22 protein-coding genes are annotated in these 23,462 nt (G+C 49.9%); 12 read left to right on the top strand and 10 right to left on the bottom strand.

Annotated elements, in window-relative coordinates; all coding sequences use genetic code 11:
• Positions 1-41: 41 nt before the first annotated feature.
• A complete protein-coding gene (locus BVC71_RS03015) occupies positions 42-404 on the bottom strand; it encodes a hypothetical protein (RefSeq protein ID WP_086450137.1) in 363 nt (120 codons plus the stop codon).
• Positions 405-449: 45 nt separating this feature from the next.
• Here BVC71_RS03015 and BVC71_RS03010 point away from each other — a divergent pair, with 45 nt between their 5' ends.
• From BVC71_RS03010 to BVC71_RS02975, 8 genes are all read left to right on the top strand, one after another.
• Positions 450-1,187, top strand: a complete 738-nt coding sequence (locus BVC71_RS03010; protein WP_086450136.1) for a cytochrome c biogenesis CcdA family protein — start codon at positions 450-452, stop codon at positions 1,185-1,187.
• 299 nt (positions 1,188-1,486) lie between these two features.
• Complete coding sequence (gene soxY, locus BVC71_RS03005; RefSeq protein ID WP_086450135.1) at positions 1,487-1,903, top strand: thiosulfate oxidation carrier protein SoxY; 417 nt, start codon at positions 1,487-1,489, stop codon at positions 1,901-1,903.
• A gap of 19 nt (positions 1,904-1,922) precedes the next feature.
• A complete protein-coding gene (gene soxZ / locus BVC71_RS03000; RefSeq protein ID WP_086450134.1) occupies positions 1,923-2,252 on the top strand; it encodes a thiosulfate oxidation carrier complex protein SoxZ in 330 nt (109 codons plus the stop codon).
• Between the two features lie 101 nt (positions 2,253-2,353).
• Positions 2,354-4,057, top strand: coding sequence for a thiosulfohydrolase SoxB (gene soxB / locus BVC71_RS02995; protein WP_086450133.1), 1,704 nt, complete (start codon positions 2,354-2,356; stop codon positions 4,055-4,057).
• A 31-nt stretch (positions 4,058-4,088) separates the two neighbouring features.
• Positions 4,089-5,357, top strand: coding sequence for a sulfite dehydrogenase (gene soxC / locus BVC71_RS02990; RefSeq protein WP_205905948.1), 1,269 nt, complete (start codon positions 4,089-4,091; stop codon positions 5,355-5,357).
• A complete protein-coding gene (locus BVC71_RS02985) occupies positions 5,341-6,516 on the top strand; it encodes a c-type cytochrome (protein ID WP_086450132.1) in 1,176 nt (391 codons plus the stop codon). Before soxC ends, BVC71_RS02985 begins: the two co-directional genes overlap by 17 nt.
• A gap of 12 nt (positions 6,517-6,528) precedes the next feature.
• Positions 6,529-7,686: a c-type cytochrome gene (locus BVC71_RS02980; RefSeq protein ID WP_240516762.1), complete on the top strand. Its 1,158-nt coding sequence runs from the start codon at positions 6,529-6,531 to the stop codon at positions 7,684-7,686.
• 28 nt (positions 7,687-7,714) lie between these two features.
• Positions 7,715-8,983 (top strand): NAD(P)/FAD-dependent oxidoreductase, encoded by a 1,269-nt coding sequence (locus tag BVC71_RS02975; protein WP_086450131.1) that lies wholly within the window; start codon positions 7,715-7,717, stop codon positions 8,981-8,983.
• Positions 8,984-9,018: 35 nt separating this feature from the next.
• On the opposite strand, the gene BVC71_RS02970 is transcribed toward BVC71_RS02975, so the two are convergent.
• The 7 genes from BVC71_RS02970 to BVC71_RS02940 all read right to left on the bottom strand — a co-directional run bounded on the left by BVC71_RS02970 (position 9,019) and on the right by BVC71_RS02940 (position 18,774).
• Positions 9,019-12,159, bottom strand: coding sequence for a hypothetical protein (locus BVC71_RS02970; RefSeq protein WP_133064485.1), 3,141 nt, complete (start codon positions 12,157-12,159; stop codon positions 9,019-9,021).
• An 8-nt stretch (positions 12,160-12,167) separates the two neighbouring features.
• The gene (locus BVC71_RS02965; RefSeq protein ID WP_086450129.1) at positions 12,168-13,148 is read right to left on the bottom strand and encodes a capsular polysaccharide export protein, LipB/KpsS family; all 981 of its coding nucleotides are present in this window, start codon (positions 13,146-13,148) and stop codon (positions 12,168-12,170) included.
• 23 nt (positions 13,149-13,171) lie between these two features.
• Positions 13,172-14,287 carry a KpsE/RkpR family capsule polysaccharide export protein gene (locus tag BVC71_RS02960; RefSeq protein WP_086450128.1) on the bottom strand — a complete coding sequence of 372 codons (1,116 nt, stop codon included), beginning with the start codon at positions 14,285-14,287 and terminating at the stop codon, positions 13,172-13,174.
• Between the two features lie 27 nt (positions 14,288-14,314).
• Positions 14,315-15,325, bottom strand: coding sequence for a Gfo/Idh/MocA family protein (locus BVC71_RS02955; protein ID WP_086450127.1), 1,011 nt, complete (start codon positions 15,323-15,325; stop codon positions 14,315-14,317).
• Between the two features lie 8 nt (positions 15,326-15,333).
• Positions 15,334-16,269: a Gfo/Idh/MocA family protein gene (locus BVC71_RS02950; RefSeq protein ID WP_086450126.1), complete on the bottom strand. Its 936-nt coding sequence runs from the start codon at positions 16,267-16,269 to the stop codon at positions 15,334-15,336.
• Between the two features lie 45 nt (positions 16,270-16,314).
• Positions 16,315-17,454, bottom strand: a complete 1,140-nt coding sequence (locus BVC71_RS02945; RefSeq protein WP_086450125.1) for a polysaccharide biosynthesis/export family protein — start codon at positions 17,452-17,454, stop codon at positions 16,315-16,317.
• Between the two features lie 69 nt (positions 17,455-17,523).
• Entirely contained in the window at positions 17,524-18,774 is a 1,251-nt protein-coding gene (locus BVC71_RS02940) for a hypothetical protein (RefSeq protein ID WP_086450124.1), read from the bottom strand.
• A 181-nt stretch (positions 18,775-18,955) separates the two neighbouring features.
• Here BVC71_RS02940 and BVC71_RS02935 point away from each other — a divergent pair, with 181 nt between their 5' ends.
• Positions 18,956-19,528, top strand: a complete 573-nt coding sequence (locus BVC71_RS02935; protein ID WP_086450123.1) for a sugar transferase — start codon at positions 18,956-18,958, stop codon at positions 19,526-19,528.
• Here BVC71_RS02935 and BVC71_RS02930 read toward each other — a convergent pair.
• Entirely contained in the window at positions 19,525-20,295 is a 771-nt protein-coding gene (locus BVC71_RS02930; protein WP_086450122.1) for a glycosyltransferase family 2 protein, read from the bottom strand. The two genes, BVC71_RS02935 and BVC71_RS02930, sit on opposite strands and share 4 nt — an antisense overlap.
• A gap of 28 nt (positions 20,296-20,323) precedes the next feature.
• Between BVC71_RS02930 and BVC71_RS02925 the strand changes: the two genes are divergently transcribed.
• From BVC71_RS02925 to BVC71_RS02915, 3 genes are read left to right on the top strand one after another with little or no spacing between them, the layout of a single operon-like run.
• On the top strand, positions 20,324-20,941 hold the full coding sequence (locus BVC71_RS02925) for a hypothetical protein (protein WP_133064483.1): 618 nt from the start codon (positions 20,324-20,326) through the stop codon (positions 20,939-20,941).
• A complete protein-coding gene (locus tag BVC71_RS02920) occupies positions 20,941-22,044 on the top strand; it encodes an ABC transporter permease (RefSeq protein WP_086450120.1) in 1,104 nt (367 codons plus the stop codon). Before BVC71_RS02925 ends, BVC71_RS02920 begins: the two co-directional genes overlap by 1 nt.
• Positions 22,041-22,757 (top strand): hypothetical protein, encoded by a 717-nt coding sequence (locus BVC71_RS02915; RefSeq protein WP_086450119.1) that lies wholly within the window; start codon positions 22,041-22,043, stop codon positions 22,755-22,757. The genes BVC71_RS02920 and BVC71_RS02915 overlap by 4 nt, the downstream gene beginning before the upstream one ends.
• On the opposite strand, the gene BVC71_RS02910 is transcribed toward BVC71_RS02915, so the two are convergent.
• Positions 22,754-23,449 carry an acylneuraminate cytidylyltransferase family protein gene (locus tag BVC71_RS02910; RefSeq protein WP_086450118.1) on the bottom strand — a complete coding sequence of 232 codons (696 nt, stop codon included), beginning with the start codon at positions 23,447-23,449 and terminating at the stop codon, positions 22,754-22,756. The two genes, BVC71_RS02915 and BVC71_RS02910, sit on opposite strands and share 4 nt — an antisense overlap.
• Between the last annotated feature and the right edge of the window lie 13 nt (positions 23,450-23,462).

The following is a 23,462-nucleotide window of genomic DNA, read 5'->3' as shown; positions in this document are numbered from 1 at the left end:
AGGTCGTTACGACCTTTGGCTTAAATGCGATATCGGCCAGATCAGTCATGTGCGATCTGCACCCCACCATCGCGTAGCATATTTGCGATCAGCCCCCAGAAAAAATCATCCCCTGGGTATCCCTCTAGGCGGTTCACCTCTGCCCCATCGACCAACAGAACAAATGTCGGGGTAAACACAACGGGCCGCGCCAATGTAATATCTTCTGGCATACCATCGGTCACATCCACCTTGCGCAGCGGGGCCGCTTTGCCTTCGTTTGTGACGGGATAGATCGGACCAATCTCTTGGTCCCATGCCAAACACCACTGACACCCCGGCCTTTCGGCCATCATCATCTGGACCTCGGCCAAGGCCGAAATCGGGGCGAACATCAGAAAGGGGATAGCCAAAAATCTAAACATTCAATTATTTTAATATGAATGCACTAATTTTCAAGGAATCTTCGAATGCCCGAAATCAGCCATCTAGGCGCTGCTTTTGCAGGGTTTTTATCATTCTTTACGCCCTGCGTGCTGCCGCTGGTTCCTTTCTACCTGAGTTATATGGCCGGCATCTCGGTGGGACAGATTCGCGGCGGTGGCCATGAAACAGTGGGGATTCACGTCCGTTTGATAATCAGCGCCATCAGTTTCGCATTAGGCGTGACCACAATCTTTGTCTTGTTAGGCATGGGCGCGACCGCAATCGGCACGGCCTTTGCGCAATGGAAAGGCACGCTACAAATCGTTGCCGCGGTCGTGCTTGCCCTGTTCGGCCTGCATTTTCTGGGTCTATTTAAAATCCCGTTGTTTTACCGTGAAGCACGCATTCACAGCCGCCTACCCGCCACTGGCCTGATCGGCGGGTATATGACTGGTTTGGCGTTTGGCTTTGGCTGGACGCCCTGTGTGGGCCCTGCCCTAACCGGCGTTTTGATTGTCGCAGGCAGCTATGATGACGTTTGGAAAGGTGCAGCACTGCTATTTTCCTATGGGATCGGAATGACGGCACCATTCATTTTTGCGGCCCTATTCGCACGACCGTTCCTTGGCTGGATTGACCGCCATCGTTCCCTGATGCGTTACACCGAAAAGGTCATGGGGGCCGTCTTGATCGTGTTTGCGATTTTGATCGGAACAGGGTCGGTCGAACGCATTGCGGCGTGGTTACTCATGGTTGCGCCGTCATTATCCCGACTACTTTAACCCGAAAGTATAGCAACACTACCCCACCCAAACGCCTGAAAAATAACGACTAATAAAATAATCAAAATTACATATTCAAATTTTTGATTTTATTATTGCGAGAATCCGCTTTGGTACGCTACGGTACACCAGAGGGGAGAGGCAGACGCGTTTTTGGAGGAACGCATCTGGTGCAAGCAGCTGATACGGTCGGCTTTGCATGAAACTCTTTGACAACTTTCGCGCCCAAGCTGGGCAAGATTTGGAACTGTAGGTCGGTCACACATCGACGTGGCCGCACATCTGGAGGAGGAGTATCCATGCAGATTACTCGTAGAAATACGCTGCTGATGACAGTGGGGACCGCGATCGCTGCGGCTGTCCCATTCAAGGCAATGGCAAACGCCGACGCCGCCATTGACGCGCTGCTGAATGGCGCCGAAGCTGGCTCTGAAGGCTTGACCCTTATCGCACCTGAGATCGCAGAAAACGGCAACACCGTTCCGATCGAAGTGAATGCACCAGGCGCGACCATGATCGCTGTTTTTGCTGGCGGCAACCCGACCCCAGAGGTCGCAACCTTTACCTTTGGCCCGCTGGCTGGTTCGCATTCCGCGTCCACCCGTATGCGTTTGGCCGGCACCCAAGACGTGATCGCCATCGCGCAAATGCCTGACGGCAGCTTTGTCCGTGCAAGTCAGGAAGTCAAAGTAACCATCGGCGGCTGCGGCGGCTAAGGCATAAGGGGATAAAACCATGGCAGACAATGTAACACCACGCGTACGTGTACCCCGCGAAGCATCCGCAGGCGAGGTTATCACCATCAAAACGCTGATTTCGCACCCAATGGAATCGGGTCAGCGCAAAGACGGCGACGGCAACCCGATCCCACGTTCGATCATCAATCACTTCACATGTGACTTTAATGGTCAGAACGTCATCGACGTTGTTCTAGAGCCTGCGATTTCGACCAACCCGTATTTCGAATTCCAAGCGACAGTTCCTGAATCGGGAACCTTTACCTTCACTTGGAACGATGACGACGGCAGCGTCTACACCGAAACCAAAGACATCGCGGTCGCGTAACAGCCTCCTCCTGGGCGGCGTCCGCGCCGCCCAAACTTTTCAATCAAATTTCAACCTCAATGACTGCAGTCACCACCCGTGCCTGCAAATGGAGTAGTTTTATGATCTCTCGTCGGGATTTTTTGCAGGCCAGTATGGCTGCCAGTGCCATCGTTGGCGCGTCCGGTTTCGGACAGTGGGGCAAATTGGCGGCTCAGCAATTGCTGACGCAGGATCAACTGTTGGAATTCGATACGTTCGGCAATGTGACCCTGATCCACATCACAGACATCCACGCGCAGCTGAAACCGATCTGGTTCCGCGAACCCGAAATTAACTTGGGCGTTGGTGACAACAAAGGCGCTGTACCGCACATCACGGGCGCAGATTTCCGTCGCGCATACGGTATCGAAGACGGCAGCCCGTCGCATTACGCACTGACTTATAACGATTTTACATCCCTTGCCCGCGGATATGGCCGCTTGGGCGGGATCGACCGCGTCGCAACTGTGGTCAATGCAATCCGCGGTGACCGCCCTGATGCGATCCTGCTGGACGGCGGTGATACATGGCATGGGTCCTACACCTGCTACCACACCCAAGGTCAGGACGTTGTGAACGTCATGAATATGCTGAAACCAGACGCGATGACATTCCACTGGGAATTTACGCTGGGCAGCGAACGTGTACGTGAACACCTGTCCAACCTGCCCTATGCAGCCTTGGGGCAGAACATTTTCGACAGCGAATGGGACGAACCCGCCGAAGATTTCGCGCCCTACAAATTCTTTGAACGTGGCGGTGCAAAGGTTGCGGTCATTGGCCAAGCGTTCCCATATATGCCCATCGCCAACCCCGGTTGGATGTTCCCAGAATATTCGTTCGGCATTCGCGACGAACGTATGCAGGAAATGGTGAACGAAGTACGCGGCATGGGCGCAGACGTGGTCGTCGTCCTGTCCCACAATGGTTTCGACGTGGACAAGGCGATGGCATCGCGTGTTCAGGGCATTGATGTGATCCTATCAGGCCACACGCATGATGCCCTGCCCGAACCCTATCTGGTCAATGAGACCATCGTTGTTGCCTCTGGTTCTAACGGCAAATTCGTATCCCGCGTCGACCTCGACATCCGCGACGGGCGTATGATGGGTTTCAAACACAAACTGATCCCGATCTTCGCCGACGTTATAACACCTGACGCTGACGTAGCTGCTGCAATTGATGCGGAACGTGCGCCTTTTGCTGATCAGTTGAACGAAGTCATCGGCAAAACTGCTGAAGATACGCTGCTGTACCGTCGCGGCAATTTCAACGGATCGTGGGACGACCTGATTTGTCAGGCCCTGATCGACGAACGCGATGCCGACATTTCCATGTCTCCAGGCGTGCGTTGGGGACCATCGGTCCTGCCAGGTCAGGAAATCACTCGCGAAGACCTGTGGAACGTCACATCGATGACCTATCCGAACGCCTATCGCACTGAAATGACAGGTGAATTTATCCACACCATCATGGAAGACGTGGCCGACAACCTGTTCAACGAAGACCCCTATTACCAGCAAGGCGGCGACATGGTTCGCGTTGGTGGCATGGGATACAAAATCGACATCACCAAACCTATCGGTAGCCGCATTTCCGAAATGACGCTGCTGAAAACAGGCGAGCTGATTGATCCTGCAAAAACCTATGTGGTCGCAGGGTGGGCTTCGGTCAACGAAGGCACCGAAGGCCCCGCCATTTGGGACGTTGTCGAAAATTACATCCGCCGTCAGGGCACTGTCTCTGTCGCTCCGAATACCTCTGTTCAGGTTGTGGGCGCTTAACCGCCCCTGCCCCAGCAAAAGGACACTCATCATGACCAAAATTTACAAAGGCATGAAACCCACCCGCCGCAGCTTCCTAACAGGAGCAGCCGCAAGCGGTGTTGCAATGGTTTCCGCCAAAGCTGCAAACGCTGAAGGTGATCCAGCGATCATCAACAAACAAGAATGGAACCAATATCTGGGCGAAGGCGTCGATGCCCGCCCCTATGGTATGCCATCCCAGTTTGAATCCCACGTGCGCCGTCAGGATGTGCCTTGGCTGACTGCTGACCCTGTGTCGTCGGTAAACTTTACCCCGCTGCACGAACTGGACGGGATCATCACGCCAAACGGCCTGTGCTTTGAACGTCACCACGCCGGTATCGCCGAAGTCGATCCAGCTGAACACCGCCTGATGATTAACGGTCTGGTGGACCGCCCGCTGGTTTTCACCATGGAAGACCTGATGCGTTTCCCACGTGAAAACCACGTTTATTTCCTAGAATGTGCTGCGAATACCGGCATGGAATGGGCTGGCGCGCAGCTGAACGGCTGCCAGTTCACCCACGGTATGATCCACAACGTCATGTATACAGGCGTCCCGCTGCGCCTGCTGCTGCAAGAAGCTGGTGTTAAGACAACTGGCAAATGGATCATGCCAGAAGGTGCAGATGCATCCGGCATGACCCGTTCGATCCCGATTGAAAAAGCGCTGGACGACTGTTTGGTCGCGTTCAAAATGAACGGCGAAGCGCTGCGCCCTGAACAGGGTTATCCCGTTCGTCTGGTTGTCCCCGGCTGGGAAGGCAACATGTGGATCAAATGGTTGCGCCGTATCGAAGTGGGCGATCAGCCATGGCACCACCGCGAAGAAACATCAAAATATACCGATCTTCTGGCCGACGGTCAGGCGCGCCGCTTCACATGGGAAATGGACGCGAAATCGGTCATCACATCGCCTAGCCCGCAGGCCCCTATCACCCAAGGCCCTGGCCCATTGGTCATCACGGGCGTTGCATGGTCGGGTCGCGGCACGATCCCACGCGTAGATGTAACCATCGACGGTGGCATTACGTGGCAACAGGCCCGTATGTCTGGCCCATCGCTGAACAAATCGATGCACCGTTTCTATTTGGATGTCGAATGGGACGGCAAACCAATGCTGCTACAAAGCCGCGCGCATGACAGCACCGGATACGTTCAGCCAACCAAAGAGCAACTTCGCCACGTTCGCGGTGAAAATTCGATTTATCACAACAACAGCATCCAAACTTGGGCTGTGAACGAAAAAGGAGAGGCCGAGAATGTCGAAATCTCCTAACGGCCTGTACACAGTACTGGGGATTGCTGGGATCGGCGTCGGCATTGGCGTCGCCGTTAACTCCAGCAACCACCAAAGCGACGTGATTGAAACGGCGCAAGCCACCGCCCAAGCAGCCGAAGACCGCGCTGCCGCAGCGCAGGCCGCAATTGCCGATACTCAGGCTGCTGCGACCGACCTAATCAATACTTTGGCTGCCCAACCTTTGAGTACGGGTGCGCCTGTCGCTGAAACCGCTGGTTTCGGTTTGGGCCGCGACGCTCTGCCGGTCGAAATCGCCGCATGGGATATTGACGTACGTCCGGATGGTGCGGGCCTGCCTGCTGGGTCAGGTGACGTATGGACCGGCGAAGAGGTATTCGTTGAAAAATGCGCCATGTGCCACGGCGATTTCGGTGAAGCCGTCGGCCGTTGGCCTGTTCTGGCGGGCGGACACAATACTCTGTCCGACGAAGATCCGGTAAAAACGATTGGCTCCTACTGGCCCTATCTGTCGACAGTTTATGACTACATCAACCGCGCGATGCCATTCGGCATGGCACAATCACTGACGAATGACGAAGTCTATGCGATCACCGCGTATCTTTTGTACGTTAACGATCTGGTGGACGACGATTTTGAACTGTCGAACGAAAACTTCCTAGAAGTTCGCCTGCCGAACGAGCCGAACTTCTTTATGGATGATCGCGCGACAGCCGAATATCCCATTTTCAGCGTCGAACCTTGCATGGAAAACTGTAAGGATAGCGTTGAAATCACGATGCACGCGTCGGTTCTGGATGTAACGCCAGAGGATGAAAACGCAGCGCAGGAAGACGCCACAGTTGTCGCAGCCGCGGCAGAACCTGAGGTCGATCTGGCCGCAGAAGGCGAAGCGCTATTCCGTCAGTGTAAATCCTGTCACCAAGTCGGTGATGGCGCAGGCAATGGCGTAGGTCCTCACCTGAATGGCGTGGTCGATCGCCCAATCGGTAGTGTTGATGGGTTCCGCTATTCCAATACTCTGCTGGATGTGGGTGGCGAATGGAGCGCTGACGTTCTGGGTGCATTCCTTGCCGATCCACGCGGCGCAATGCCGGGCACCAAAATGGCGTTCCGCGGGCTACGCAGCCAAGAGGAAATCGACGCTATCATCGCCTATCTGGCAACTTTTGAATAAGGGGGAAATCAGATGACAAAACTGTCAAGCATTATGATCCCTGGCCTGGGCGGCGTAACAGCGATTTGCGGTTTGGCCTATGCTTTGCCGACGATGCAATATCAGGCTCAGATCGCAGCCAACAATGAACGGATCGCGGCACAAGCAATCGCGCAAGCCGAGGCAACCGAAGCCGAGGCTGCTGCTGCCGCGCTATCGTTGGACGCGATCAAAGTCGCAGCCGAGGCAGGCGCATTCGTTTCAGGCGCCCCTGCCCCGCAAACCGCTGGTTTTGGTTTGGGCCGCGACGCGTTGCCTGTCGAAATCGCAGCATGGGACATTGACGTACGTCCAGATGGTGCAGGCCTACCTGCTGGGTCTGGTGACGTATGGACCGGCGAAGAGGTATTCGTTGAAAAATGCGCCATGTGCCACGGCGACTTTGGCGAAGCTGTCGGCCGCTGGCCTGTTCTGGCGGGCGGACACAATACTCTGTCCGACGAAGATCCGGTAAAAACCATTGGTTCCTACTGGCCCTATCTGTCGACAGTCTATGACTACATCAACCGCGCAATGCCATTCGGCATGGCCCAATCGCTGACAAACGACGAAGTCTATGCGATCACCGCGTACCTTCTGTACGTCAACGATCTGGTCGACGACGATTTCGAACTGTCGAATGACAACTTCCTTGAAGTTCGTCTGCCGAACGAACCAAATTTCTACATGGATGACCGTGCGACGACAGAATACCCGATTTTTGCGGGTGACGTTTGCATGACCGATTGTAAGGATAGTGTGACAATCACGATGCGCGCGACCGTTCTGGACGTAACACCAGATGACGGATCCGAAGGCGGTGAGGAGGCCGCCGAAGAGGAGCCGGCTGAGACCGAGGAGGCCTCGGTCGAACCAGTGAAAGAGCACGATCCTGAATATGCGTTTTTGAATATTCAGGGCGACCCAGCCTACGGCGAATATCTGTCGGGCGATTGCACTTCCTGTCACCAATTGTCGGGAAGCGCATCCAATATCCCCAGTATTCTAGGCTGGCCGCGCGAAACATTCATGCTGGCCATGCACGATTTCAAAATCGGCATGCGTGAAAATCAGGCCATGGAAATGATGGCATCGCGTTTGTCCTACGAGGAGATTGCAGCCCTCGCAGCGTATTTCGAAAGCCTCGAATAATCGGGGTGTGTTCTTAGGGAGGAGAACCATGAAACTAAACAGACGTACATTCCTGGGGACCGCAGTAGCGGTCACAGGCACATTATCCGCACCAATGGTGATGGGTGCCGGTCACGGCAAACCAAAAGTAGTCGTAATTGGCGGCGGCGCAGGTGGTGCGACCGCCGCTCGTTATATTGCAAAGGACAGCGAAGGCGCGATTGATGTCACGCTGATCGAACCTAGCCGCGAATATTACACCTGTTTCTTCTCAAACCTGTATTTGGGTGGTTTGCGCGAGATGAACAGCTTGGGCCATTCCTATGGCACGCTTGCGTCTGAATACGGCATCAACGTTCTGCACGATTGGGCAGTCGGCGTAGACCGCGACGCAAAAACAGTGACAACTGCGGGCGGTTACACCCTGCCTTATGATCGTCTGGTCATCAGCCCAGGTATCGATTTCATCGATGGATCGGTTCAGGGTTGGGATGTTTCGGCACAAAACGCCATGCCACATGCATACAAAGCAGGTTCGCAAACCGAACTGTTGCGTGCGCAGATCGATGCAATGCCTCAGGGCGGCGTCTTTGCCATGGTCGCACCGCCCAACCCGTATCGCTGCCCTCCTGGCCCATACGAACGCGTCAGCATGGTTGCCCACCGCCTGAAACAGGTGAACCCAACCGCAAAAATCCTAATTGCTGACCCGAAAGAGAAATTCTCGAAACAGGCGTTGTTCGAAGAAGGCTGGAACGCACATTATTCGGGTATGATCGAACGTATCGGTCCAGATTTTGGCGGCACAAATGTAACCGTCGACCCATCGGCGATGACTGTCGATATCGACGGCGACGTGAACAAAGTCGATGTTTGCAACGTCATCCCAGCTATGAAAGCAGGCCGTATTGCGGAAATCGCAGGCGTCACTGATGGCAACTGGGCACCCGTGAATGCGATCGATCTGTCGTCGAAAATCGATCCAAACATCCACGTTCTGGGTGATGCTTGTGCGCAAGGTGACATGCCGAAATCGGGTTTCTCGGCCAACAGCCAAGCTAAAGTTTGCGCAATGGCCGTTCGCGGCGCGCTGACAGGTTCGGCAGTGTTCCCTGCCCGCTTCGCGAACACCTGCTGGTCGTTGATCGACACCAACGACGGCGTCAAAGTCGGCGCAACCTATGAAGCAACCGACGAAAAGATCGCCAAAGTTGATGGGTTCATCTCTAGCACAGGTGAAGACGCATCCACCCGTCAGGCAACATATGAAGAATCCGTTGGCTGGTACGACGGGATCACGGCTGACATGTTCGGCTAAACAAAAATACGCCCGGCAAAATGCCGGGCGTAACTCTATCCGCTAACGGACTGCATAAACTCACACATCGCTTTTGGCGGATTATCGTGATAAAGTTGCGGGTTGGCTTCGATATAAGCTTGGCGCGTTTGTTGTAGTTTTTCCCAAAGGACGCCCTGCTTCTGAATATCCAAAATGGTTTGCAATAGGTTTGCCTGTTCATCAACCAACGTTGCGACACCCATTTCATCCAAACTAATTGGAAAACGTTTTCCAGTAAAATTACACGAAATAACATTCCGACCTGCCAAAGCAGCCTCTAAGCCCACGTTAGAGAACCGCGTGACGATCAGATCAGAAGCAAGCAATGTTTCTGGCAGATCCAACATATCGGCAACGAAAATGGCGTCATTTTTCCCGACAATCGCGTCACAGTAGTCGAAGTATTCCTGATGTGCCGTGGGATGGTAACGAAACGCCAACCTAGCACCGGGTATATCCCCGACGACCAACGCCAACGTATCAATCACATCCTTATCGTCTTGCAATATTGGCGAACAAGCGAATGTGATTAGGAAATCTTCGTGTAACTTCGCCTTGTTTCTACAACTTTTCCGATCCAACTTGCGAATTTGGGCCTGAACACCACCAACCTTTGAATTACCAGTCAGTACCAACTTTTCTTTTGGAACTTTAAAAAAGTCTTCAAAAATCTTTTCAGAATAGGTTTCTATCACAAACTGATAATCAGCAACCGATGCCTTATACCGAGATCGAGGCCCAACGAAAACAGTTTGAACATCGAAACTTTTCGCGCCAGTCTCACGCCCGCAGAACGCCGCGACTTGTGAAATGTAATCGCGCCCGGGTAACAAAACGATCTGCTTAGGTCTGGTCTTTTCAACCAAACGAACGACATCAGCCCCAGCCAAAACTAGACGCGGCAAACGGACATTGAAAAAAGCATCTATTCTGGGTTTTGCTGCCATCAACAGCGCAAGATTAGTAGGCGTCAACAAATCTCGCTGCCAAATGCGAGCAATAAGCAAATCTGCCAAGCCGGACTGAAACACTTCTGGCAGATCAGCGGGAGGAACAAACAAACGCAGCAGCGGTGAGATCGATAGTTTATCAAACCACAAATCTGCATAGGATTTTAAAAAATCAGGTAAGTTAGACAAACCACGCTTACCCGCAGTCAAAGCAAAATGCACCGTACCGGTTTTTTGGAGCTCCTTCCCTAAAAAAAGAAGGTCGGTCTTGTAATTTCGATCGAAACTCCTCCCTACCAACAACGCCGTGCTGGAGGTCATATCAGATCCATTCGTGACCCCCGCATCACCAATCAAATGTGATATAGCATCCCGGACTAAACCTGCTTCGGTATTGGATTGGATGGGAGGAATGTAATCTGCTTCAAAACTTGTCGACCCTTTAGTTGCAAAAACAACATCAGTATCAACTGAAAGACTCTCAAGAGCTATTTGATAGGCGGTTGCAAGTTGTGCAGTATCACAAACAACCAAAGCGCGTTTCGAACTCTGCAGCTCGTGTGAATTTATAATGCTCCAAAAGTCAATCGACGCTGCGAACAACGCATCATCTAAAGGCAACTTTAGGGAATCCAACCAAGTCTGAGACAGATCGTCACCAATTATTGCCTTTAACTCATCGATTAAGAGTGACGCTAAGCTCTCGGTATGAGAACTCAATTCCTCTTCGGTAACGCTGTAGGCTGCTACTCTTAAGTCAGCAAAAGACGAGCAATTCTCAAACCAATCGACCCTTTTAGTAGATAAAGTTGCAGGTAAGAACGTAGCGCCCGACGTATCAAACGCAAGTTGGGCCGGTCCAATATCAGGGTTAATAGTTGTAACGAATGCTGTATCAAAACGACCAATCGTATCCTGAGTTTTTTTTTGGCCAATCAAACTTACTAGATTGTACTCTAGGTTTTCGAGTTGAGGGCAAAGCAAAAGCGCGTCATCTATCGGGCAATCAAACGAAATACCAGATAGCCGAGCAAAAACCCTGACTGGTTCAAGATCAAAGTAAGACAAATCCGTTTCAACTGTAGCATTTACTACGTTACGAATTGCATTCATGAAGTCCTTTGAAAAATTCGTACCGCTGATTAATCTATGAACAGTGAGCAACATCTCAGGAGTCCCTGAATCAAGCCCTCTTTTCAACAATAAAATAGCAATAATACCAGCAAGATCAGGTTGTGATTTGGCGTATCGTTTTAGCAAAACGTAGGTCGGAGGCGGTAAATCAGACTTCACCCAACCACCAGATATTACTCCTGATGAATCTTTAGAAGATTTCTCTAGGTCCAACAAAAAACGATCGACAAAATTTTTCTGAATCTCAGGTCGAAAAAACCTCCTTTGGATATTCTCAAGCCATTTCTTAGTTGTTCGTCTACGGGGTTCAAAGTTCCAACTATCTACAATTTTTTTAGCATTGTTTCGAGCTTGATGACCACCGAAACGGGTTCCGTCATGGTTAATGCTACGAATAGAGTATATTAATGAGGCAAGTATTGCGGTTGTCGCGCCACGATCTCGTTTACTATGAATATTCCTTGCCCAATAATTGACCGAATATTCTCTTAAGTCACGTGCGAAGAGGCCTTGCCAGCGAGTAACAATCGCCAAATATAATTTTTTCCAAGAAAAATCCTGTTTTGCCTGTGGTAATAGACTTCTGCAAACATGATAAAGTTTTGCCTTTTTGGCAGAACTAGCATCGACAGTACGTGATGCGGTTTCCAGATCATTTATTGTAGTTTCATAAAGATAATTTATTATATTTTCTCTATGACGATTGAACGATCGATAGACCGGCTCAATATTCGCAACCGACCGACGCTCTAAAGGCAACCAGCTTTTAGACTTTGATACACCTTTATGGTTTTCACCGGTGATCAACCATCCTTCGCAAGTCGGCGACACCAATAAGTCAGTCGCCTGTAAAGACAGCTTTGCTCTGATTTGACCCTGCCTTGTCTCCATAATAAATGGAGCATCATCGCCAGCAGCAACATGCGCGTATAAATTTCTGCTAACTTCGATCAAGAGACCGAAAGGTAGGTCTGCATTGATTTCACCAAAAGCACGCAGAACTTTTGGCAGCGAACATAAATCGCTACGATAATGCTTTGCTTTGCCCGAAAAGATTACGGAACGATCCATTCGATCGACTATCCCACCAGTGGCATCGACCAACCATCAAATGGCTCAACTTTTTCACCAAAGGCCGTACCGTACCTTGACTGTATCGCAATAATAATTGCTGCCATTTCGTCCTGCGTCAATTCACGTGATCGATATATCTGAATTAGATCTTCGGTAATTCCATAGCCTGCCCAAAATGGTCGGCCGGTTACGATCACTCGACGACCACAAAGTGCCGCCACTAAACCCAAAGCATGATCCTTTACAATAACCGTATTACACCGCTTCAAATGCTGTAGAAAGTGCGCAAAATTATCCTGTAGCCTTACATCCTCGGACGGCAGCGGTCGAAAAACGGTCAACTCTTGGCCAGGCTTTAACTTTGCAATAGCAGCTGCAAACTCTTTTCTTTCGTTGGATGAAAGTTCTGACGTAGCCGATATATCTTTTATATTTGGAATAATCAGGCATTTATCACCATCTGATATGACATCGTTAGCTCTATCTAGAAAGCTTGATGCCTGATCCAAAAGGTCTGGATGTTCTTCAAAATCAAACCCTTGGAGCATTATGTCGATTTCCAGTTGACGGCGTGCCAACGTCCAGTCTGCCATACTATCCAACACGAACCCGACAGCATCTTTTTCGCCTTTTTCAAGAACAGAAAAGGGCGCGTCAGCGCCGTAAAAAATGACGGGTGAAAGTCCATTCGCCGCCAAATCAAAACGGCGCCGTGAGTAATCCTGAAACAGTACGACGCCCATGTGACGACGCAATAGCATATTTCGCAGATCTGCCACATGGACATTTATCGGAACAAAATATTTCTGAAATTCTGGATAAGCTGCATCAAAATACGCCCATTTATCTTTATCTAGACCATACACGATCGTGCGATACGGCGCATTTGGCCGATATTTTACGACTTCAAGCGTAGATTTTTTTAACCGAAAGGTGAACTGAAGGCGGCGCAATGCGAGCGTAGCTTTGTGTGTGAAAATACGCATTCAGAAACTTTCATACATCGCCGTTAAACGCGGCGGTAATCACGTGTCACATTGGCGAACAATGCAATAATTGCAAAAATCAGCATACAGGCCACGAAAACAATTGGAACATGTTTAGTCAAAATTGGAAATGTTCGATCACTTGGCAGCGACGGGTTCGAAATAATAAGCAAGTATTTTTGCTGCTGTAAAATAACCTGACGCGCTGTTTCCAGCGACATAGTTGCAAGTTCCAAATCATTTGCTGCGAACTCCAAAGCAGCATACAGGCGTTCATACTCATCGATTTGCATCGAAACTGCGCCTTCAGCAGAACTGGCCAATCTATCTCTGGCAGATGATATTTGTCGTAAAATAATGCGCTCTTGATCCTGCAATGCATCTATGCGCGGCTTAAACCTGTCCGCATCTTCTGACTCTTCAAGCAGCGAAAGATCGGACTGAACCGATGACAGTTCAGTTTCCAGATTTCCAATCATCCCTTGAAGCATCTGAACCTGCGCCATCGGGTCTACAGCACCATTTCGGTTTCGCCACTCTGTAAGCGCAAGGCGTGCGTCTAGAACGTTCTGCTGAGCGGCTTCAACGTTTGCCTGCTGAAAACGAACCTGATCATTTAACGCACGCGCATTAAGGTCATTCACAAAAGCTTCTACGATGCGTAGCAGGTTATCCGCGATTGCCTGTGCCGTTGCCGCGTCGAACGCAGAAACCTCGAGCGATATAATGTTTTCCTTGCTAGAAACACGCGCGACGACATGGCGTTGGTAGTATGCCAATATAGCATCGGATGAAGCACTATCAGGCAACTGCGTGAAGTAATCACCATAAGGGGCCCGATAATATTCAGCAAAACCGAAGACCTCCTCCAAAGCGTTTAAAGCATCAGGCGATTCAATAAACCTTTTTACTGAATAGATCGCGCTAGGCTCGCCGCTTACGATACCGATAGCAGTTGCTAGGCCGCCCAACATTTTCGATGAACCCTGCTGTCTATCTTCGACCGCAAACTGCGTTTGCGATCTGAATAGCGGTGCTTTGGTAACCAATGCGTAATAACCGGTCACAAACGTCGGAACTATCACGACGACAATGAATAACAACGTAACCAAACTAATTCGCGACCGAGCCTTTTGCATTTTCACACCTAAACTGTAATTCGTAGTTTATGGGATCGGATAGTGCGCCGAAACATCGTCATCACCCAATGGGAAAGTCACTGGCGTGCGATTGGCGGCTGACGCGCGCAAACCCGCATAGACGTTCATTGTGTCGCAAGCTTGATCCAGACCGCTGATCGGCGTTTCTGAACTGAATGCATCCGCCAATACAGCTTTGGCATATGAAATCAGGTTCGGCGGCGTAATTTCCAGATCACTCTGCTCTAGCGGTAAGCCATACAAAAACAGCGGCTTTTCGCGATCTTCAGCCCGACGGCATCGCAACGTCCAAACGCCACCTTCAGCAACCCAATTCACGACGCCACGTTCGAAAATGAAATCAGTGCCAATAACAATTCCTACATCATCGCCAGCTTCAATCACAGCGCGACGACCACCATCATAACGCATCAGAACGACGCCACCTGGATCATCAAACTTTGTTCCTCGGGTATTCGATGGGGTCTCGTCGCTCAATTCGGCGTAAACCGATTTGGGCATACCGCCCATTAGGTTATTGCACATATCAATCCAATGTGTACCCACGCAGCCCAGCGATCCGCCGCCGACCTTTACAATAACAGAACGCAGGCTGCCAAGTTCTGGCGAACCATCCATTTCTTTCAACATTTGGATGTTCGCACAATAACGCCGACCATGGTTCACGATCATACGCACGCCATTTTGGGTAGCTAATTCTCGCAATTCAATTGCATCTTTAGCGCTTTGAGATAGCGGTTTTTCTACGACGATCCGTTTCTTCCCTGCTTCGATGAGTTGCTGGACAATCGGAACATGAAGGTCAGCTGTTGTGCAAATGACGAAGCAATCCGCATCGCTAGACAGAACATTTTCAAAATCACGTTCATGCACATCTGCCAATGCCGCTTCTGTTTCGACCGCGAAAGGTTTCTCGCTTGGATCGAAAAGCATGGACAACTTATGACCCGCTTCTCGGATAGCTTGGGAAAAACGATGGCCCATACGGCCACCACCGATCAATACTACAGTCGTCATTTTCTTACTCAGTAATTTGCAATTTTATTGTATACATTTGCGATAGCGTCGCATTGATCCTGCGCAGTTACCAACCCAGCCCCATCTGTTAAAAAGGCTTGCATCTGCAGGTAAAGACCTGGCTTATACTTAGTATCCAGTTCATCATCGATTTCAACGACCTCGGTCTGGAACTTACCTTTTGGCATGACCTGCAGCTGTTCGATCGGTCGCAAAACCACTCTTTCTTCAGGCAGCACAATTTCAATGCCCCAGCGACCAGGCCCCCGCCAGTCAGCATTGTAAGAAAAGGCTGTTTGCTGGTCTGTTACACCCTGCCCCGAAAAATATGCCCCCGAAGGGTGCCACGACAATGCACCTACGGTTTTGGTCTGCAGATCGATTGGAAAACCACACAAATAAAAGGCCATATCGATAACATGAGTACTATTGGCGATCAGCCATTTCTCTTTGATGTTGGCTGGTGTTGGCAGCTCTTCAATGCGGGGCGCATTCTCGCAAAACTCGAAAGCGACCGACAAAGCACCACCCGCTGCCTCGATCCGCTTTTTCGCCTCTATTGTCGACGACAAGAACCGGCGATTGTACGCGATGTACACATCAGCACCTTTTTCGCGTGCCAGATCAGAGACATTCGCCAACTCGTTTTCATTCAGTCCGCCTGGCTTTTCCAAGAGGATTTTTTTAACGCCACCATTCAATAATTCCAATGCAGCCTGTGCCAGCATATCGACAGGCAAAGCGACCACAGCAGCATCTGGCGGCCCTACCTGCTCTAACGCCCCCGACAGACCGTGATCTGAAAATTTCATTCCAAATTTTTCGGCCATCGGTGCGGCGCGCGTCTTGCTCGTCGCAATAATGGTGACTTCGTGGTCCAAATCTCGCAAAACCTCGGCATGGAAGCCCGCCATAGGCCCTGCACCAACCAACCAAATCTTCATAATTTTTCCTGTCTTAAGTGTCGGACACACTTTGATTTAACACGGTTAAAGACCGAATAAGCGGCCACGCGCAACAATCGAAGCAAATTGGTCCAACTCTGTCGTAATGGTCTGAGCAACATAGATCATATCAGAGTCGCGCACTGTCATCTGTTCTAGCCAAAAGAACGAATTAGGATCAGACATATTGATCTGATAAACAATAGGAACGCCGGACCTTGTTACACGAAGCTCTTGATCATCTGAAACGAGCCCCCTCGCGACTTCAGGATTTTCAAACCGGAACAAAAACACACCGCTACGGTCTGCCAACGCACTAGATAATCCACCAGCTACAGACAACGCCCCCGCAATAGATTGTTCGGCAAACGTGATCGTATATTGGCCCGGCGTAGCAACAGCACCTAAGGCATTGAAAACTTGTGGCTTACTTAGCACAAAAATCGTATCGCCTGGCGCGACATAGATGTTTTCTGCGGGGTTATTGATGATCGTGCGCAAAGGCACCGTGACGATATAATCGTCTCGAACCAAGCGAATTACAGCTTCTGTTTCGTTCGCTGCCAACCCTGCGTTGCCTAGCACGGTCAACAATCGATCACCTCGAGGAGACAGCTCCACCGAACCCGTTCCACTGACTTCACCCAAAACGGTTGCGGAGTTGGCAGAATAACTGTCCAAACCAATTATGACCTGTGGGTCAATCGCACGGTCAGACAAACGTTCTTCAATTAACTCGGACAGAACACTGGGTGAATTTCCCGAGGCTTTAAACCGCCCTGCGTAGGGCACTTCGATCATACCATTTTGATCGACGGTTTGTGTTGGCAACACAACCTGACGCGCACCGCTGACTTCGCCAGGAATGCCATTAAAGAACAACCCGCCAGGAGCGCTTTCAAATATTGTAATCCCCAGCCGGTCACCAACGACGATCCGCTGCTCCACAGGAGCTGATCGCACCTCAAAGCTCTCGCTCAAGCTTGGCTCACCTGCGTCAGCGAGAAACTGAACCACAGCATCAGATACAGGCACGAGGTGATACCCCGCATCCTCTTTCTGACTTTCACTAGTAACACCAGCTGTTAGCGGACCGACACCCGCCAAAAATGAACACCCCGACAAAGCAAAATTCAAACCGAACACTGCAGCCGTAAAAAGAGTTTTGAGGGGCGTGTATTTCATTTTATTCAAACTACGACTTTTTCCGACTGCCCTTACCTTTTGATGGCCACCGTATATCTGACCTGCACCTCATGGCAACACATCTAACAGCGCATGCAACTTATCCCGCACCACACGCTCCTGTGATTTTATATCTTGGGCATCCAGTTTTTGGCTCAAACGCGCGTGCCAGTCCTCATCATAAAAATCACAGAGCCTTTGGGGAATATCGGACAAAGCGATATTCGTCCCATCCAGCACAATCCCATCTCTGACCAATCCATGAGGGTCAAAGCCTACTCCATCTAAGTCGGATCTATATATAACAGGAGTACCCTCATGAAGCAGTTCAGCAATGGCGCCAGAGCCGGGAGCAACCACAACATCAACTAATCTAGCGAATTCGTTCATCGGCCCCGAATGAACCGTCACCTTTTGATCAATCATGATGCCATCGGGAACTTGCCCGACAGCTGGGTGTGGCCGAATTACAATTCGTACAGATGAAAAACGCGTTTTGAGGTCACGTATCACAGTGCTTACACCAGCAATGTCGGGAACCCGTGACAACAGAATTCCCCAGCACTCCAGCGAATGCTGAACAGCAACTGGCCTGCCAACTGGATCGAATGGCGACAAAATCGCGACATCCCGGCAGCTTCCACCAATCGCTGAATATATATCAAGCGAATGCTGATCAAAAAGGATTGAAAGGTCAGCAATCAATTCAGGGTAGTTGTCATTTACCGGCGCATGCTGAACATAAACAAGCGGTACGCCCATTTCTTTGCTTACATACATCAAAGCAACAGAGATCGGACTGTGATCATTAGCCACGACAACGGACGAAGGCGGACACTTCAGAAAAGCATTCCAGAAATAGGAAACCGCCGCATGACCCGTCACGCATTGAATGCGCACAAACGGATCTAAAGCGCGCAAATCATGCTGAAAGCCTCTTAATTTAAAAGCACTGAGACGCGACCAGATTGACGCACTGCCAATGCAAGGGTCGAATTCAGCAACACCATCCTGCAATAATTCCAGCACACGCTGTACAGCTCTGACATTGGTAGCTGTCGGTGCAAACACCAAGGGGGAACCCTTTTCAATTCTTGGCAAGTTACGAAGCGACATCAAAAGCAATGCCCACGTGATTTTGCTTACGAGATTATATTTAAGCCCACGCCCGATGCATGTTGCAGCAGATGCAGTAACACCTGACAATAGCCTTGCTTGAAATCCTTGATAACTCTGTTGCCCCCAGAATTTGACCAAAGTCGATTGGACCGCTGTCGCCGTTTTCTCAAAGTTCGCAGAGTTTTCATTTAGGTCGGTCATGGAGATCACTAATCAAACCGTGAATCGCTATAACAGAAAACGCACGTAAATCTACATAACTACTGGTTGCAGGCGGATTATCGACACCCGGGCGCAACTCGGGCATTGTGTCTCAACCAAAGTTAACGCAGTTTGCAGATCAAATCGCGAATGCGGCTCATTAATTTTGAAGTGTTACCGGATGAACCGTACTAAAACTTTTGTTGATTATGCAGCCGCAATCCTGCTGCTACTCATCTTGATCTGGTTCTATCCATTGGTAGCGATTGCAATCAAACTAACTAGCGAAGGTCCTGTACTTTTCCGTCAACTTCGGGTGGGCAAAGACAAAGCCGTTTTCGAATGTATCAAATTCCGAACAATGACCATAGATACCCCAAACGTTAGCACTCACGAAATCCGCGGAGACTATGTAACGCCTCTGGGCCGCTTTTTGCGCAGGACAAAGATTGACGAGCTTCCTCAAATTTTGAACATTCTGCGCGGGGAAATGTCCTTGATTGGACCTCGTCCATGCCTGACAACACAGGATACAATCATTGCCGAACGCGAAAAACGGCACATTTTTTGCGTGAAACCAGGCATCGCTGGGCTCGCTCAAGTTTACGGTGTGGATATGTCGACGCCCGTCAAGCTATCGCGATATGACAGCATTTACATCAAGAACTGGAGCCTAAAACTCGATCTAAAAATAGCCCTATCGATGTTGGGCGGTAAAGGTTTCGGCGATCGGGTCCGTAAATTCACGCACTAACGCCGTCTGTGCAAGCGAGCCCACAATCCTGAAACAAGCTGATGTGCCAAATAAAATGTGCTGTCACATATGTTTAAATGGGCAACCTTGCGGTACACTGCCCAAGTGTAGGGAATTGCTGTCAATTTATTTGAAGAGACCGATTTTTTCTGTTTGCGATAAACAGCCAACACCTCAGGTATTGCGGCAGCGTGATCGACGTTCCTCAACAACTCCAACCAAAGCCCATAGTCTTGGCGCTTGCGCAACAGGGGCATTTGAACATGCCCAAAATAAGCACGATCATACATTGCTGTTAAACAGCCGATGACGTTTGTCTTTAATAGTTCATCATAAGTTGTCCGCGTCGGCGGAATGTACGTAGCAACCCGAATTCCCGAAGTATCTTCGACGCCATAGGAAGAATACGTGAAAACTTCGCCTGACCGGATCATAAAGTTCACCTGCCGTTCGAGCTTTTCCGGATACCAGTAATCATCAGCATCTAAAAACGCGACATACCTACCAATCACAGCTTCAAGCGCACGATTCCGCGCAACCGCAGCGCCTTGGTTCCTATCCAAAGAGACAAATTGAACTCGTGGATCAGATTGCATGATTGCATCAACTAATGCTTTGGTTCGATCTATCGATCCATCATCAACAACGATCCATTCCCATTTCGTTAGGGTCTGTGCCGCGATGGAAGCGTAGCATTGACTGATGACATTTTCGGCATTGTACGCAGGTGTCACTATCGACACTGTTGGAGATCTTAAATCTGTCATTTTTCAGGCAGTGCCCCTGGTGACATCGGTGAAAGAATTGACCCGATGTTTGCTACAATTTACACCTTTAGTACAAACCGATTTTGAAATCGATGACGAGCGACAGGCACAAATGACTGAACATGACCGCGACCCAAGTGCCGAATTGCGCGAAGCTCAGTCAAAATTTAGGGCCAGGCAATTTGATGTTGCTTATCTTGAAGCTCAATCGCTCGCAAAAGCATTCCCTGACATCCCATCCATTTCGGCGTTCGCTTCAGCTACGCGCAAATCGCTCAACGCCCACTGCAAGGCACTCATCAAATCAGGAGAGCTTGAGAAAGCGTGGCACATTTTTCTGCACCTCAGCGACGACACCGAATTTGCGCCAGCCTTGTTCGACAGTTGGACTGACGCTGCAGTTATAGACTTGCCAGCCACTAGTGTTGCGCAATGTCTTGACGGTTTCACTCCATCAGATAGCGACACTGAAAAACGAAAATGGCTAACGCTCGCTCGTATTTTTGAACAACTTCCCTCAAACGAAAAAAACATCGAGTTGGGTTTCTACGCTCTTCGTCATCTACCCGGGAACAAGTCTATCCTTGACGGATTAGATCACATGATTAACCAATCCCAACGAACCGCCCAAAGCGAGATAATTTGATGTCGACGCGAGAAACGAACGAACAGGTGCGTTCTTATCTGCGCTCGAATTGTCCTTCTGACCTTGATGCAGAAGCACGGCTAATCGCGTTCAACGAATTAAGAGACTCCGCGGAAGATCGTGGACTGATTAGTTCACCGAAAGACTACCAAAACAGGTTGGCGATCGAATTCGCGATCGCCGAACGGCAACGCGAAATAAGCCGCGAAAATCTTTCGGACGACGGACCCGAAACGGTTTGGGAGCTGTATGATCCAAACTCACCCTATTTCGCGCTAAACGATGGGCATCCTGATACAAAAACCGCCCCCCCCAAGATTGCGAAAAACAGCCGCCCCAAGAACTGGCTGTTAAAAATCTGGAGTCTATGGATACAATCGACCCACCGAGATGGAACCATGGATCGGATCGGTTACCTATGGTTATTAGCCGATCCGATGATCCACGTATTGATCATCTGTGCGATCCCTTTTTTTCTACATTCAGACACGGTTGATGACATGCCAGTTTTGCCCTTCGGTGTGATCGGGGCATGTTTTTTAATGACATTTCGCATGGCGGCTACAGGTGCAATGTCAGGCGGTGGCGCACTGTTGCCGCAACTAGATCACCCAACGGTATCTAGATTTGACGTGATCGTTGCGCGCGCATTGCATTCATTAGCAGTCTACACATTGATCGGAATTTTTCTAATGTCACTCATCGTCCTTTTCGGCCGCGGTGACCTACCGGCCAACTTACCGATAGTACTGCTATTTCTGGTATTAAATTGGTGCATCGGCCTTGCCTACGGAACGATTTTTCATGCGCTAATCGGTATCTATTCGGGGTTTCGCAGGATCAATGGGTTCACCATACGCTTTATTGCGCTGTCATCAGGCACCTTTTACATTTCCGAGCAATTACCCGACACGCTGCGCCAGATTGTCCTGATGAACCCGCTGCTGCATTCTGTGCAGTTCGCACGAAGTTATTGGTTTTACGAATACAAATCCTCTGACGCGAGCTTGTTTTACCTATTCTTCGCGTCACTGACTTTGATTGCAACGGGGTTAGCAATGCACATGCGGAACCGCAGCAAAGTGGAAAATGTACGCGCATGAAGCCGATCGAAATTCAAAATGCGACCTATTTTGTACGCAATTCAGGAACCGTGCATCAAATTCTGGCCAACAGCACGACTGCCGCTGACCCTGGCTGGTACCTTCTGTCTGGTTCGTCTCGCCTTCACACTATTGCTTTTCTTGATCTGCTATGTGGCAAATCGGAATTACAAAATGGTTTCTGCCGGATAAGAGGGAACATCTCGTGGCCCATCGGACGAATGGGCGTATTTTCAAGCGTTGTTACCGGCATCAATGCCATATCGCATTTTTCGATCTTGTATGGATTTGACAGAAATTTCGGCATCGAATTCGTCAAAGAACACCTTGGCCAATACGAGCTTCTCTGGAAGCCTATTGTAAATTGGCCAACCCAAATCAAACTAAAATTTAGCCTGCTGTTGGCACTAGTGGCGGATTTTGACATTTACCTAATAGACACCAACCTCGCCTTCCCAGAGGATGTAGATTTTTCTCGTAATATCATCGGCCTATTGAGGGCAAAGGCGAAGGCAAAAACGGTTCTATTGACGCCGAAACAAACACAAGTTGTCAAAGCAATCTGCACCAAAGCAATCGTAGTCGCGGACCAAAAAGCGACGATTACTGATAATATCAACGAAGCATTGGCAATTAACAATTCAAAACCGATCAACATCGGTAGCATCAATGAAACTGCAGAGATCGACGCGGACGACGGGTTGTTATTTTAAGCCGTCTCGTTCGCCAGCAGCAGTTCCGCGTTTGCGAAATCATCTGCTGTATCAATATCGATGCTCTCCAGATCGCTCTGACAGATGATCGCGCGGGATGTGGGAAAAAACAATGAATGCTCACGACGCAGCGCATCAGCCCGTACGATATACATCGAGCCAGTGATGACCACTGTCCGAGGCAAATCTTGGCTTCGCATTTTTAAACCGTCCGGGAATAGCGCCCTTATTTCGCCGTCCGCGCCCAAATCAAACATGTGGTAAGGTGTTTCTTCGACCTCGCGCACGCCAATTACAGATGGAACGGTTTCATTATTCTTCAGGATATCAAATGCCTCAATCCACCGCGACAGATCACGATACGGGGTCGTTGGCTGCATCAAGGCGACGAAGTCATATTTTTCCCCGTCCTTTTCAGCCTGATCTAATTCATAGCGTACAACATCAATTGAACTCGCAGTGTCACCAGACAAATCTGAAGGTCGCAACCCATGTGTTTCAGCCCCGAATTGCAGAGCAACATCGGTGATTTCCTGATCATCTGAGGAGATGACCGTTTTGGTAAACAACCCTGAAGACTTTGCGAATTCGATGCTCCACCCCACTAAAGGCTTTCCACACAAATCCAGTACATTTTTTCTAGGCAGTCGCTTTGAACCACCGCGCGCAGGAACAACACAAAGGGCTTTCATATGTAGAGCTCGA

The organism is Marivivens niveibacter, from assembly GCF_002150005.2.
GTDB classification, from domain to species: domain Bacteria; phylum Pseudomonadota; class Alphaproteobacteria; order Rhodobacterales; family Rhodobacteraceae; genus Marivivens; species Marivivens niveibacter.
This window is presented reverse-complemented; position numbering and strand designations above follow the sequence as displayed.